The organism is Parablautia sp. Marseille-Q6255, from assembly GCF_951230155.1.
GTDB lineage: Bacteria > Bacillota > Clostridia > Lachnospirales > Lachnospiraceae > Choladousia.
Window position 1 is genome coordinate 130,871 of sequence record NZ_CATNVD010000007.1, and the last position, 14,875, is coordinate 145,745.

Genomic DNA, 14,875 nt, shown 5'->3' on the forward strand with positions numbered 1-14,875 from the left:
TTCCTGTATGACCCTCTTTTTGGCCATATATAAAACTGCCCGGTCATCTGCCCGGGAAGCCTTCCGGCTTCCGGAACGCAGATTCTCCGGACAGTCACTTTCTCTGTTATCTGTTATCTGGTTTTCTTTGCATGACTTTTCATCACATACCACAGCGCGCCTGTGATGCATACAGAAGAATATCCTCCTGCGACAATACCCACGATCATCGGAAGTGCAAATTCCTTGATCGTAGCTACGCCAAGGACATAGAGCACTGCAATCGTGATAAATGTGGTCAGGGAGGTGTAGACACTTCTTGTCAGCGTCTGAGTCACGCTCGTATTGACGATCTCTGCCAGAGAAGCCTTGCTCATCAGCTTGAGATTCTCTCTGATACGGTCAAAGATAACGATCGTTGCATTGATGGAATATCCTACGATCGTCAGCATACACGCAATAAAGGTATTGCCGATTGAGATACGCACCAGTGCATAGCATGCAAATACAACGAGTACATCATGCAAAAGTGCGATAACCGCACTTCCTGCAAAGCGGATATCCTTGAAACGGAACCAGATGTAGACGAGCATGCACAGCGCTGCTATGATCACTGCTGTGAACGCATCCTGCCGCATTTCATTGCTGACGGTAGAGGAGATCGTCTCAAAGTTAATAGCTTTTTTATCAATATGGTATGCATCCTGCAGTGCCTTTGAGAGCTCCTCGCGCTCATCCAGCGTAAGCACACGCGTCTTGATAAATACCTCATTGGAGCCGGCTACCTTCTGGGTCTGGATCTCCGCATCTCCTGTGACCTTACGGATGATCGGCTTTACATCTGAATCAAGCTGACCGATCGACAGGTCCTCATTAAAGATAACGCTTGTAGAGGTACCGCCCTTAAAGTCCATGCTCAGGTTCAAAGCTCCCTTTCCGGCAGCAGAATTGATCCCCATGCTTACCGGACCGACAAGGATCAGCACCACAGAGATCGCAAAGAAGAGGTTCTTCTTTCCGATAAAGTTGATCACTCTCGTCTCTTTTGCCCTGCCGTAATACTTCGCATCCTTAAAGCCAAGCTCATACAAAGCGGTCACGATCAGTCTGGAGATCACCAGAGCCGTGATCATGGAAAGTACGATACCAAGCGCCAGCGTCTGAGCAAAGCCCTTCACGCTTCCTGTTCCCATCAGGTTCAGTACAAACGCCGCGATCAGCGTTGTAATATTTCCATCAAGGATCGCAGACAGCGCTTTCTGGAAACCGGTCTTTATCGCAGTTTTTACGGATTTTCCTGCCGCGATCTCCTCGCGGATACGCGCATAGATAATAACGTTCGCATCGACTGCCATACCGATCGTCAGGATAATACCGGCAATACCCGGCAGCGTCAGTGTCAGATCAAACGCATTCAGGCTCACAAGTGTCAGCCCTACATAGATCAGCAGAGAAAAGCCTGCCACGACACCCGGAAGCGCGTACACCAGGATCATAAAGATGATCACAAGCGCAATGCCGATCGCTCCTGCGATCAGGCTGGTACGGATCGCATCCTCGCCAAGCTGTGCCCCGACTACATTAGAGCGGATCTCTTCGAGCTCCAGAGACAGCGAACCGATACGGATGGAGGATGCCAGATTCTGTGCCTCCTCTGCAGAAGCCATACCGGTGATGATCGCCGTACCATCCGGGATCGCCTCATTGACGGTCGGATCGCTGATCACCTGGTTATCATAGACGATCTCGATCGGCTTTCCGATATTTTCCGCAGTCGCCTTTGCAAAAGCTTCCTTGCCTTCCTTCGTCAGCTCCAGCTGTACAACGTACTCCCTGTTTCCCATATTGTCCTGCTGTGCTCTTGCCTCTGCATTTGCCACCTGATTTCCTGTGAGGACAACGGTGCCGTCTGTCAGACGGAACTCCAGAGAACCTGGTTTTCCAAGCTCCTCGAGGATCGCGTTTGCATCGCTGACGCCCGGGATCTCGATATTGATACGGTTGGAACCCTCCTGATAGACCTGTGCCTCTGTGCTGTAGCCTGTGACTCTTTGCTGCAGCTTATAGACCGTATCCTTCATGTCCTCCTCAGACGGAGTCTCTTCCCCCTTTGCCTGGTATGTGATGCTGACACCACCAGACAGATCAAGGCCGAGAATAATGTTTTTCGCTGCTCCTGTTCCTGTCTTGCCGATACCGACTGCTGACGTATAGACCAGCAGCGCCAGTAAGGCTACCATGCCGACAAGAACAATTTTTGCCCTTTTCTTGTTCATGATACCTCTCCTTTATTCATTGTCGGCCAACGCCGCTTTTATCATGATCGCACACTCCACACGTTTACGCTGCAGCTCGCAGCCAATGTCGTACGCATCCTGGATCGTTCCGTGGAAATTGTAGGAGTTTGCCGCACAGCCGCCGCTGCAGTAGAACTTTGCAAAACAGTTTCTGCACTTTTCCTTTGTATATACGTTGCAGCACTTGAACTCATCTACGATCTCCGGCTTTGTGATCCCTTCATCGACATTGCCCATCAGGTATTTATCAATGCCCACGAACTGATGGCACGGATACAGATCCCCCCATGGCGTCACGGCAAGATACTCCGTGCCGGAGCCGCAGCCTGACAGGCGCTTGTATACGCACGGACCGCCGCTTAAATCTATCATATAATGGAAGAACGTAAAGCCGCGCCCTTCCTTCTCGCGTTTTACCATCTCTGCCGCAAGCTTATCATACTCTGCAAGGATCTGCGGGATATCCTCCTTCTGGATCGCGTACTCCTCCGTCTCAGGAGCAACGACCGGTTCTACTGATATCTGTTCAAATCCTTCATCTGCCAGATGCAAAACGTCCTGCGAAAAATCGAGGTTATGATGTGTAAATGTACCGCGCACATAATACTTCTGCTGATTTCTGCTGTCGGCAAATTTTTTGAATTTGGGAAGGATCAGATCATAGCTGCCCGCGCCCTTCCGGAACGGACGCATAAAATCATGTACCTCCCTGCGGCCGTCGATGCTGAGTACGACATTCGCCATCTCTTTATTGCAGAACTCCATGATCTCGTCGTTTAACAGTACGCCGTTTGTTGTCAGCGTAAAACGGAAGTTCTTGTCATGCAGCTTTTCCTGCTCTCTTCCGTACTTTACGAGATCCTTGACTACCTGCCAGTTCATCAGCGGCTCTCCGCCAAAAAAGTCGACCTCCAGATTCCGTCTTGACCCTGAATTTGCGATCAGAAAATCAAGTGCCTTTTTGCCGACCTCATAGCTCATCAGCGCACGTCTCCCGTGATACTCCCCTTCCTCCGCAAAGCAATAGCGGCAGGCAAGGTTACAGTCGTGCGCAATGTGCAGGCACAGTGCCTTTACCACAGTCTTGCGCGCCTTGTAATCCGTGATCGCGTGCTCGTAGATATCCTCTGTAAACAGCACTCCGGCTTCCTTTAAAGCCTCACATTCCTCAAGCGCCTCAGCAATCTCCTCTGCCGGGTACTTCTTTTCCAGCTTTTCTGTCACTGTCTGCGCCGTATCGCCTGCATCAAGCAGAGCGATCACGTCATATACAAGCTCATCTACGACATGCACAGAACCGCTGTTCACATCCAAAACGATGTTGTATCCATTATTTTTATACTGATGGATCACACCAAAGCTCCTTCCTTTCACTCACAAAAAAACCGGGGCATTACAGACCAGCTGCATGAACCCCTTCCTGAGTGTTTTTCTTTTTCTTTCTGTAATCAGAACAGTTGCAAATCATTCAGAAAGGCAGCGAAGCATCTCTCCGCTGCCCATTTTGCCATGTTTTTTATTTGTTTTCGCAGGTCTGATTTCCTACTGTGCAGGAAGTCTTGCATGCGGACTGGCAGGATGTCTGGCACTCACCGCATCCGCCCTTCTTCAGTGTGTTCTGTAACGGCTTTGTGTTTAATGTCTTAATATGCTTCATTTTGGCACTCTCCTTATCTTCATAATATAAATGCGGAGCAGACACGCACCCATGCAGGCACACGCCCCGACCTTATGGGCTATTGTACCACACAATGGCTGAAAAAAAAAGTACTTTCTCTCACATTTTCTTTAAAATCATATGCCGGTATCCGTTATACTCATCCATTTTTGCCTTCACTCCATACACCTTCTCCATGTTTTCTCCGGTCAGTACCTTCTGCGCATCTCCGAAGGTATACACTTTCCGGTCGCAGAGCATGAGAAAATCATCGCAGTACATGGCCGCCAGATTAATGTCGTGAATCGAGACAATAACCGTCAGGTTCTGTTCATCTGCCAGCCGTCTCACCATACTCATCGTCCGAAGCTGGTTTTTCAGATCCATACTGCTCGTCGGTTCATCAAGCAGAAGGAGCCGCGGCTCCTGACACAGCGCCCTTGCCAGAAATACTCTCTGCCGCTCTCCGCCGCTCAGCTCATTCGTATACTTAAAAGCAAACGGCGTCAGTTCCAGAAGCGAAAGCAGCTCCATCACCTTTTGTTCATCTTTTCTGGCTGATCGCATGCCCTGAAATGGCCTTCGCCCCATCATCACCGCGTCAATGACCCGCATGGGAAAGGCCGGATTCGTATTTTGCGGAACGTACGCCACAAGTTTTGCCTTTTTCCTGACATTCATATGCAGCAGATCCTCCTCATCCAGAAAGCTGCTGCCCTCAAACGGACGCAGAATCCCGCTCAACGATTTCAAAAGAGTCGTTTTTCCTGTTCCGTTCGGCCCAAGCAGCGCCAGGATCCGTCCTTCCTGCTGCGTAAAGCTCACCCGGTCCAATATCTGCCTGCTGCCATACCGGAAAGAAAGATCTGTCACACACAGTGTCATACGCCTTCCCCCTTTCTCTGCACCAGGATCAGATTAATGAAAATCGGCACACCCAGAAAGGAGATCACGATGCCCACCGGTATCATCACCGGCGCCAGAATCAATCTCCCGATCGTATCCGCTACGAGCATCAAAAATGCCCCCATTACTGCGGAAAACGGCAGCAGGTACCGGTGATCGCTCCCGATCAGCAGCCGCGCGATATGCGGCCCTGCCAGTCCGACAAAGCCAATGACTCCTGTAAAGCTGATCACGGCAGCCGTTGCGAGCGCCGCCTCTGCGCAGACCAGAAGACGGATCCGCTCCGGATGGATGCCAAGCGTCCTGGCCACCTCATCGTCTCCACCTGCAATGACGTTGAGGTCCCTGGCATACCAGAGCATTCCTGCCGTGCAAAACACTACGACAACTGCCATGACAAATACCTCTTCCCACTGGCTCCCGTTCAGGGAACCGAACGCCCACTGGACAACCTCCGCAAGCTTGTGCTCGCTTGCAAAAAATTCAATCGTAGACGTACAGGCGCTGAAAAAATAATTCAGCGCGATTCCCGTCAGTACGATCGTTGACGGACTCATGCCCGCTCTCGCTGAGATCAGTGAAACAATGCCCATGCAGCCAAGCGCCCACAAAAATGCATTGAATACCGTTCCAAACGAGCTGCCGCCAAAAAATCCAATTCCAAAGACAATGGACAAGGATGCGCCGAATGCAGACGCATTTGATATACCGATCGTAAATGGACTGACCAGCGGATTACGTGTGACTGCCTGCATGGCAGCGCCTGACACGGAAAGTCCGATCCCCGCCACGATCGCCATCGCCATTCTTGGAAGCCGCAAAAGTACGATGATCTTGTCCTGCTTATCCACGGCTTCTCCCCCTGCAGTGAGGGTGCGCCAGATGCTTCCTGTCACGGCTCCAATATCTGTGTCTGTCGTTCCCAGCGTCGTAAAAAATATAGCAAGAAGCAGTACCAGAAAAAATCCGCCTGCGATCATGATATATTTCTTTTTTCTTCCCCGGCGATATGTGCCAAGAATCTCATCCCTGTGCTGCATCATCAGCTATGTAAATCCTTCCCGCTGTAAAAGTGGCCTTCCACATTTTCAAATCCCTGGAAATCCTCCATCCATGCCCGGAATACCTCTGCCGGATCCAGCTGTGGCAGAAGGTCCGGATACAGCATTTTTGCGATATAGCATGTACCTACCAGTTTACTTGCCCCGCCATGGCTAAACTGCGTCATAAAATAAATGTCATCATTTTTTACCGCTTCGATCTCGTCCCAGCCGGCGCGGCCTGTGATCGTATCATAGGCTGCCTGAAACTCTTCTTTTGAAGGCGGCGTATACAGACCCGTCCCTGACATGGCCTCTGCCGGAGTGACCAGCTTAATGATCACCTCCGGATCCCGGGCGATCACTTCTTCCGGATCCACCTCACCCTTATTTACATTTTCATAATCCACTGCAAAAATATTATCCGCAAATGCATAATCAACCATATCAAACATCGGATCTCCCGGGAAAATCGTCGTCAGATCAGAAGTGCTCTCAATATAGAGCGTCCTCTTCTCCACTCCTTCAAGCTGTTCCCGGATATATTCCAGCTTTCCGTTAAAATAATCGTAAAACTCCTGCGCCTCTTCCTGTGTTCCAAACATGGTCCCGATATTGCTTACCTGATCTTTGAAGTCTGCTGTGTCATAGCCTGAGATCACAAAAACAGGAATCCCGAACGGCTCCAGCTTTTCTTCTGCCTCTTCGTATGCACCGTTCGCAGGCAGGATCACAACTTCCGGATCCAGTTCTACGATCTTCTCATAATCAAGCTCTCTCTGACTTTTTCCGATCACCTCATCCGGATCGAACATCCCCCAGTACTCTCTGTCCTGCGCCGTATTTAAATCTACCGAAATAATGTGGTCAATCGCGCCGCAGGCGCGGATCAGCTCATTGTTGTACCGCAGTGCGCTCACTGCCGTCTCTACCGGGCACTCAAGCTCCACCTCTCTGCCTGCATTATCCGTCAGCGTGATCCGCTCACGCTCCTGAGCGCTTTCTTCCTGTGTCTGTGCATTCTGCTCCTGTGCCTCCTCTGCCACAGCGCCACCGGGGCTCGCCAGTGCCGCTACCGCCAGTGCCAGCAAAAAGGCTGCTTTCTTGTTTTTCATACGATTTCTCCTTTCGTTTTTCCTCTGCCGGGCCCCGGTCAGGGCTCTCCTGCATATGCAGACAGCATAGAAAAAGGCCTGCCTACGGCAGACCTGTAACGTCAGCTACTCCTGTTCCGGTGTCCGCAGAATAAGATGTATTTTTCCACAGGCAAGTATCTGACTTATGAGACGCAGCAAACGCTCAAATACAGTAACGGCCTTGTACAGGATTCTCACCTGTTTCCTTTTATGCTCACGCACCTGGGAAAATAATATAGAAACAAATATAAGCTATCACATTTCTTCTGGCATGTCAATTATCTGGTCTAAAACCTTTCTAGATCCGTAACCGTTCAGCCGCCTCCTTCACCCACGCCAGCAATTCTGTCTCACTGCGCACCATATATTCCGGGCAGACTGCCCCTGCCGGAAGCTTTCTGCCAAGCTTATTGAGCCATATACTCTTCCATCCGGCATGCTGTGCTCCGACTATATCATTCTCATAGCTGTCACCCACAAAAATGCAGTCTGACGCGGACACTCCAAGCCGCTCCTGCGCACACCGGAAGATCGCCGGATCCGGCTTAGACGCGCCACATTCTTCCGAAATGATCACATGCTTTGCATCAATCCAGCGCTCCATCCCCAGTATATTCGTCTTTTTTCTCTGGTGCTGAGTCGGACCATTTGTAATGATCCCCAGCAGCGCCCCGGCATCCCGGCAGATTGTCAGTATTTCTTTCATTGTATCTGACAGGGTGATCTTCTCCTGATTCCGCTCATAGGCGCGCTGAAAGTCGAGCGCCTCCTGTGAGGTGATCTGATATCCCAGATCAGCAAACGCCATCTGCCCCCGGTAGATAAACATTTCTTCCATGGATATTTTTCCTGCCATTGCATCCTCAAATACCTCATTACTGCGTCTGGATCGCGCTGCAAACAGCCTACGAATATCCGGCTCAAGCCTTCCGTCAAAAACATCCTTGCAGGCCCTTTGAAACGGCTCTATCTGTTCATACAGTGTATCATCCATATCAAATACGATCGCTTTCATTTCTGTTCTCCCCATTCTTCTGTTCGTAGTCCTTATTCCATCAGCTTAAAAAACTGGCTGTACCCTGCATGTTCCATCATTTCCTGAATCCCTTCTAAAACCTCCTCCTGTGAATAGTGGTTCTGTTCCAGGAACTGCGCGCTCATCTCCGATAAATGCTGATAAAAAAGAGCAGCCACAGCCAAATCCTCTTTATTACTGTAATCTATTCCTTCCAGGATCAGATTTTCAGCCTCATTTATATTGCCTTTGTCTGCCAGTGCCAGCAATTCATCCAGCTTTTTTCCGGATACTTCATATTTATTTGTCGCCTCCTGCTTCACACAGGTGTAGTCTTTGCCAAACATGAGGGAAAACAATACTCGTACCATTTCTTTGATGATCCGCATGATATAATCTTTCTCATCTTCAAAATTCATTCCCATACTCCTTCGTTTTCCGCTGTACTTCTTTGATAGATTTCCCTGCAATATCAAGAGGCTGCTGCAAAATACAGATTCCTGTGGATGTATTTTGCAGCAGCCCTAAATTCACTTAACCATAGCAGCTGATCTTATTATTCCTCGCCTGCATTCTGACGCGCTGCGATCTCCCTCTCCTGAACATCATTCGGAGCCTGCTCATAACGTGCAAACTCATAAGAATAGGAACCGCTTCCGCCCGTCATAGAACGAAGCTGTGTCGAATAACCGTAGAGCTCCGACATCGGAATGTCTGCCTCAACAATAGTATTTCCTTTGTGGTCCGGATTCATACCGAGTACGCGTCCGCGTCTCTTGTTCAGATCCCCCATAACATCGCCGGTAAACTTATCCGGAACAGTAACCTTCATAGATGCGATTGGCTCAAGAAGAACCGGTCCTGCCTCCATGAAGCCTTTCTTGAATGCCTGACTTGCCGCTGTCTTAAACGCCATCTCGGAAGAATCCACCGGATGATAGGAACCATCGTAAAGGACAGCCTTTACGCCGACTACCGGATAACCTGCCAGAGGTCCCTTAAGCGTTGCATCCTGAATACCCTTCTCGACTGCCGGGAAATAGTTCTTTGGAACTGCGCCTCCTACTACCTCCTGCTCAAACTCATATGCCTTATCCAGCGTGTCAAGCGGTGAAAAACGCATCTTTACATGACCATACTGCCCGTGTCCGCCTGACTGTTTCTTATATTTGGAGTCTACGTCAGAGCTCTTGCGGATCGTCTCGCGGAATGCTACCTTTGGCTTCTCCAGCTCTACCTCCACTTTATATTTTGTCAGAAGCTTGCTGGCGATAATATCCAGATGCTGATCGCCCAGTCCATAAATAAGCGTCTGACGATTTTCACCGTCATTGACAACCCGCAAAGTCAGATCTTCCTGAGCCATCTTTGCAAGCGCCTGCGCTACCTTATCCTCATCGCCTTTGTCTTTTGCCTTATAACGCTTGTATGTATACGGAACAGGAGTATCGATCTTTCCGTATGCGACCGGGGTTGCTTTCGTAGAAAGTGTATCGCCTGTCGCTGCATTGAGCTTTCCGATCGCTCCGATGTCGCCTGCATGCAGCTCTTTTACTTCGACTGCCTTGCTGCCTTCCATTACATACAGCTTGCTTAAACGTTCCTCAGAATCCCTGGACTCATTATACAGCGTGTCATCGCTCTTGATAACGCCGGAAGCCACCTTGATCATAGAATACTTTCCGATAAACGGATCTACGATCGTTTTCCATACAAACGCAGATTTCGCTTTTGCAAAGTTATAATCCGCTTCAAAGACTTCCTTTGTCTTCATGTTCACACCGGCGATCTTGCGCTTCTCCGGTGACGGCATATAGCTTACAATATCATCGAGAAGGATCTGGATTCCCTGAAGGTTCAGGCTCGCTCCCATTGTCACCGGAACGATCGACATATCGTCTACGTTTGCATGCAGAGCAGCCACGATCTCTGCCTCAGAGAACTCCTCGCCGCTGAAGTAGCGCTCCATCAGCTCTTCACTCGTCTCTGCGACTGCCTCGAGCAGATGCTCTCTGTAATGCTCCAGATAATCCTCCAGATAATCCGGAACCGGACACTCTACCTTTTCCTGCTTATTCACATATCTTCTGCCCGCACTCTTTACGACATTCACATAGCCGACAAACTTTTCATTTTCACGGATCGGAATGTGCAGCGGCGCAATTTTCTTTCCATACAGCTCCGTCAGCTTCTCAACAACTTCTCTGTAGCTGGCATTATCATAATCCATATTAGAAACGTAGAAAAATCTCGGCAGCTTATACTTTTCACAAAGCTCCCATGCCTTCTCCGTACCGACTTCTACTCCATTCTTTCCATTTACAACGATGACTGCAGCGTCTGCCGCTGCCGCTGCCTCTTCTGCTTCTCCCAGAAAATCAAAATACCCCGGTGTATCAAGAATATTGATCTTCGTATCTCCCCATATGATCGGCACCATAGTAGTGCTGATTGAAAACTTTCTCTTAATCTCTTCTTTATCAAAATCGCTGATCGTATTTCCTTCAGCTACATTGCCAAGTCTGCTCGTGATTCCCGTCAGATATGCCATAGACTCTACAAGACTCGTCTTACCGGAACCACCATGTCCAAGAATGACGACATTACGGATTTTATTTGTTGTGTAAACATTCATAGCTTTTTCCTCCAATACTAGTTAGTCAGTGGACACAACTACACCACATGGCTATATTCTACTAAAATTTATTAAATATTTCAAGCATTTTATTCATTATTAACAATATTTTTATTTTTTACGCGTTAAAGCAATAAAGTGTTGACAGTCATTTTGTTTAATAGTACAATATACAGAAATTGCTTTCCAGAAAGAAGGATTTTAAATATGAAGTTTCATACATTTGGATTTATCGGTCTCGGACTGATTGGCGGAAGCCTCGCGCTTGCTCTGAAACGCACAGATCCCGACTGCTGCATTATGGCATACGTCCGTACACGCGCTACCGCAGAAGAAGCGCTTGCCTGCCATGCGATCGACCAGATCTGCAGTTCCTCTTCTGATCCGCAGTTTGCCCAGTGCGACTGCATTTTTCTGTGCGCCCCTGTCGGCAGTAATATCGAAGCGCTTGCCTGCCTGAAAAATATAATAAAAAAAGACTGCCTTCTGACGGATGTAGGCAGTGTAAAAAGCGATATTCATAAAGCAGCACATGAGATGGGCCTAGACGGGAGGTTTATCGGCGGGCATCCTATGACCGGATCAGAAAAATCCGGTTTTGCAAATGCTCAGGCTCATCTGTTTGAAAATGCTTACTATATCATCACCCCCTCCCAGGGGACGCCGCAGGAATGGATCGATGCATACTATAATCTCACAGCAGCCATCGGTTCCATACCGCTGATTCTGGACTACCGGCAGCACGACTACGCCACTGCCGCCGTCAGCCACCTGCCCCACCTGATCGCCGCCTCACTTGTAAATACGGTCCACGATCTGGACTCTGCGGATGAGATCATGAAAATGATCGCTGCCGGTGGATTTAAGGATATCACCCGCATTGCCTCTTCCTCCCCCGAAATGTGGGAACATATCTGTCTGTCAAACAGTCAGAATATCTCGGAGGTGATGGATACCTTTATCTCCTTGCTGGAAAACTGCCGCCGGGAGATGTCGGCCGGAAATGGAAGCGCCATCTATAAAACCTTTGAGCGTTCGCGCGATTACCGCGATTCGTTCGCCTCCTCTTCGCTTGGTTCGATCAAGAAAACGTACCGCATTTACTGCGATATTGTCGATGAGTCGGGCGCCATCGCAACGATCGCCACAACACTTGCCGTAAACGGCATCAGCATCAAAAATATAGGGATCGTCCACAACCGCGAGTTCGAAGAGGGAGCACTGCGCATTGAATTTTATGAAGAAGCCCCTTCCCTGCAGGCTGCCGAGCTGCTGCGCCAGCATCGCTATCAGGTGTGGGTGCGGTAACGTTTTCTGCCAAGAGCAAAAAGCGCCGCTAACAAACCAAGCGGGAATATCAGACCAACGCTCATGCCAATGCGAATACGATCTCCGGCAGCCTGTGTAACCCAGCCGACAATCGCCGGTCCGATACTCCCGCCCAAATCTCCGGCCATCGCAAGCAGTGCAAACATGGCTGTACCTCCTGACGGGAACCGTCCAGAGGAAATACTGATCGTTCCCGGCCACATAATTCCAACAGAAAATCCGCACATAATACAGCCAATCAGCCCCAGTGCCAGGTTGCCTGACAGCGCAGTCAAAAGATAACACACGACACACAGACAGCCGGACCCCACCATGAACTTCTTTAAGTCCATTCGATCACCGTATTTTCCAAATATCACACGGCTAATTCCCATGGTGAGGGCAAACATACACGGACCTGCCAGATCTCCTATTGTTTTGGATAATCCCAGCGCTGCTTCCGCATACGCCGATGCCCATTGCGCCATGGCAAGCTCTGACGCGCCGGAACAGACCATCAAACAAATAGAACTCCAGAACAACGGAGTTCGAAACAATTCTTTTATTCCCATTTTGCGGTCTTCCTCTACTAAATGCTCTATAGGGCACGTCGCAAAATTGTAAATATTGACTGCCGGAATCATCGCCCACAGTACCGCCAGCCACCTCCAGCTGTCTATTCCAAACAGCAGGAAAAATAAAGTCGAAATCAATATTGTCCCTACTGTTCCCCAACAGTAAAAAGAATGAAGAAGACTCATTGTCGCTTCCTTATTTTCAAAGGGACAAGCTTCTACTATAGGGCTGCAAAGAACCTCGATCAATCCGCTTCCTATTGCATATAAAATCACACTGCATAGGATCCCCACGAAAGGATCCGGCAAACACTCCGGTAAAAATGCCAGACCAAGCAGTCCTGCCGCCGCACATACCTCAGAAGCTACAATACAGACGCGGTATCCGATCTTGTCTACAAATTTGGCACAAAACAAATCCACTACAAGCTGCGTAAAGAAAAAACACATAGGGATCAGCGCAATACTTCCCAGAGCTATCTGATAATCATAACGAAATTTCAAAAATAACAGCGGAGCAAAATTTGCCGCGATTGCCTGCGTGATAAACCCCATATAACATGCGATTTTTGTTTTTCGATAGTTTCTCATAATACTCTAACCCCCTCTCTTTCCTTCCTTACAGCAAATCTTAATTGCATTTTCGTCTCCATATAAAAAACAGCCTTCGTAATTTCCTTCTATGTAGCTTGGTTCATAATTCACTGTAAAGCCTGCTTCCATTAAATCTATCATCAGTTCATTTACCTTACTTTTACTGTCAACATAGATAACAAGGCATTTTCCGGTTTTATACGCTTTTGTTTTTATAACTCCATTCATACGTCCACTCCCTCTTTTCCTTTTTACCGTTCCATGACTGTTTCTATTCTGAATTATATAACACAAAAATTTATTTTTCATTGATTTATATCCTATATTTATTGTATAATATCACAAAATCCTATTTTTTCAGGAGATTTGCGTATGAGCTCTGATACATCCTACAGCAGGATCATTACAGATGAAAATTTAATGGAAACGATCCAACACGGTCGTGTCGACTATCCGTTTCATTTTTATTATGACAATTTAGGACTGTTTGATTTTAACTGTATTGAATGGCATTGGCATGCAGAACTGGAATTTGTATACATCGAATCCGGAACCGTAACGTTTTGGATCGGCGAAAAGCAGTTTACTTTACCGGAAGGACACGGTGTGTTCATTAACTCCAAAATCCTGCATCGCTTTTCTTCCTCCGACAGAGCTGTAGTCCCAAATTTTCTGTGTCTTCCTTTTTTTATTGCCGCACAGGACAGCTTGATATATAATAAATATGTCTTACCTTTTATAACGTCTTCCATGCCATTCCGGATTTTTCACACGGAAGTTTCATGGGAAGCAGAAGCGTTATCAATCATAAAGCAGATTATAGCTGTTCAGAGCTGCGCCTCCTGTGAGCTTGCCACATCTGCCCTTATTCAAAGACTCTGGCTGACACTATATGAGCATACAGATATCCCAAAGCAGGAGCGCACAAATGTATCGGCTGCTTCTCAGGCAAGATTGCAGATGATGATGCAATATATTCACCAAAATTACGCTGCCAACATATCGCTGGACGATATTGCCCGTCATGCGATGATCAGTAAAAGCACTGTATTAAACCTGTTTAACAAATACCTACGCATTACACCAATCAACTATTTAATAAACTACCGTTTAAAGGAAGCAGCGTTGCTACTGTCAAAAACCGAAGAAAAAATTTCTGCAATTGCCCGTGCGGCTGGGTTTCCTAACGTGGACTATTTTTGCAGATTATTTAAAAAACGCTATCATTTAACACCTACCGAATATCGAAAAAAGAAGGAGGCAGACTGCGCGTATTGGTGCAATGGAGAAAACCCGGAAATTATTTTATACAAGAAAAGGTAATGTTCCATACATAAACAGTCATTCTCTAGGGGAGGACAAGACATGGTCATAGGATTTGTGACATGGAGTATTGTTGCTGTTATTTTCCTCAGCATCGGAATCACCTGCCGCAGGTCAGACAAAGCAACAGGCTTCTTTACTTTTGTAGAACCGCCAGCCGTAACGGACGTCAAACAGTACAATAAAGCCGTATCAATATTATGGTTTGGGGCAGCCGTTATACTCGAAGTATTAGGACTGCCACTGCTCTTTGCAAAACAAAACTCGCCTGTATTTATTTTTATGATCATCGGCATGATGCTGCTCGTGATCGGAATGGCTATCGTATATCTGAGAATCGAAGCAAAATACAGGAAATAGATAATCCGACATCATACAAAGGGGAGGCTGCAATATACATCCGGCGGTAC

At 47.9% G+C, this 14,875-nt stretch carries 14 protein-coding genes and 1 riboswitch; of the genes, 3 read left to right on the forward strand and 11 right to left on the reverse strand.

Features of this window, described 5'->3' with window-relative positions:
• Positions 1–113: 113 nt before the first annotated feature.
• The 9 genes from secD to QOX44_RS06930 all read right to left on the reverse strand — a co-directional run bounded on the left by secD (position 114) and on the right by QOX44_RS06930 (position 10,665).
• Positions 114–2,255, reverse strand: coding sequence for a protein translocase subunit SecD (gene secD / locus QOX44_RS06890; RefSeq protein WP_283682273.1), 2,142 nt, complete (start codon positions 2,253–2,255; stop codon positions 114–116).
• Between the two features lie 12 nt (positions 2,256–2,267).
• Positions 2,268–3,629 (reverse strand): thioether cross-link-forming SCIFF peptide maturase, encoded by a 1,362-nt coding sequence (gene scfB, locus QOX44_RS06895; protein WP_283682274.1) that lies wholly within the window; start codon positions 3,627–3,629, stop codon positions 2,268–2,270.
• A 163-nt stretch (positions 3,630–3,792) separates the two neighbouring features.
• Entirely contained in the window at positions 3,793–3,933 is a 141-nt protein-coding gene (scfA, locus tag QOX44_RS06900; RefSeq protein ID WP_283682275.1) for a six-cysteine ranthipeptide SCIFF, read from the reverse strand.
• Between the two features lie 120 nt (positions 3,934–4,053).
• Positions 4,054–4,818 carry an ABC transporter ATP-binding protein gene (locus QOX44_RS06905; protein ID WP_283682276.1) on the reverse strand — a complete coding sequence of 255 codons (765 nt, stop codon included), beginning with the start codon at positions 4,816–4,818 and terminating at the stop codon, positions 4,054–4,056.
• Positions 4,815–5,882: a FecCD family ABC transporter permease gene (locus tag QOX44_RS06910; protein ID WP_283682277.1), complete on the reverse strand. Its 1,068-nt coding sequence runs from the start codon at positions 5,880–5,882 to the stop codon at positions 4,815–4,817. Before QOX44_RS06910 ends, QOX44_RS06905 begins: the two co-directional genes overlap by 4 nt.
• A complete protein-coding gene (locus QOX44_RS06915) occupies positions 5,882–6,994 on the reverse strand; it encodes an ABC transporter substrate-binding protein (protein ID WP_283682278.1) in 1,113 nt (370 codons plus the stop codon). Before QOX44_RS06915 ends, QOX44_RS06910 begins: the two co-directional genes overlap by 1 nt.
• Positions 6,995–7,127: 133 nt before the next feature.
• A riboswitch (cobalamin riboswitch) is annotated at positions 7,128–7,256 on the reverse strand.
• 57 nt (positions 7,257–7,313) lie between these two features.
• A complete protein-coding gene (locus QOX44_RS06920) occupies positions 7,314–8,030 on the reverse strand; it encodes an HAD family hydrolase (RefSeq protein WP_283682279.1) in 717 nt (238 codons plus the stop codon).
• 32 nt (positions 8,031–8,062) lie between these two features.
• Positions 8,063–8,449 (reverse strand): DUF6483 family protein, encoded by a 387-nt coding sequence (locus tag QOX44_RS06925; protein ID WP_283682280.1) that lies wholly within the window; start codon positions 8,447–8,449, stop codon positions 8,063–8,065.
• A gap of 137 nt (positions 8,450–8,586) precedes the next feature.
• Positions 8,587–10,665 (reverse strand): elongation factor G, encoded by a 2,079-nt coding sequence (locus QOX44_RS06930; protein ID WP_283682281.1) that lies wholly within the window; start codon positions 10,663–10,665, stop codon positions 8,587–8,589.
• Positions 10,666–10,872: 207 nt separating this feature from the next.
• On the opposite strand from QOX44_RS06930, the gene QOX44_RS06935 reads away from it, so the two are divergent.
• On the forward strand, positions 10,873–11,973 hold the full coding sequence (locus tag QOX44_RS06935; protein ID WP_283682282.1) for a prephenate dehydrogenase: 1,101 nt from the start codon (positions 10,873–10,875) through the stop codon (positions 11,971–11,973).
• Here the strand turns inward: QOX44_RS06935 and QOX44_RS06940 are convergent.
• Complete coding sequence (locus tag QOX44_RS06940; protein WP_283682283.1) at positions 11,955–13,139, reverse strand: MFS transporter; 1,185 nt, start codon at positions 13,137–13,139, stop codon at positions 11,955–11,957. The genes QOX44_RS06935 and QOX44_RS06940 overlap by 19 nt on opposite strands.
• Positions 13,140–13,145: 6 nt before the next feature.
• Entirely contained in the window at positions 13,146–13,370 is a 225-nt protein-coding gene (locus QOX44_RS06945) for a hypothetical protein (protein ID WP_283682284.1), read from the reverse strand.
• A gap of 144 nt (positions 13,371–13,514) precedes the next feature.
• Here QOX44_RS06945 and QOX44_RS06950 point away from each other — a divergent pair, with 144 nt between their 5' ends.
• Positions 13,515–14,465, forward strand: coding sequence for an AraC family transcriptional regulator (locus QOX44_RS06950; protein WP_283682285.1), 951 nt, complete (start codon positions 13,515–13,517; stop codon positions 14,463–14,465).
• 42 nt (positions 14,466–14,507) lie between these two features.
• On the forward strand, positions 14,508–14,825 hold the full coding sequence (locus QOX44_RS06955; RefSeq protein ID WP_283682286.1) for a hypothetical protein: 318 nt from the start codon (positions 14,508–14,510) through the stop codon (positions 14,823–14,825).
• The last annotated feature ends 50 nt before the right edge of the window (positions 14,826–14,875 follow it).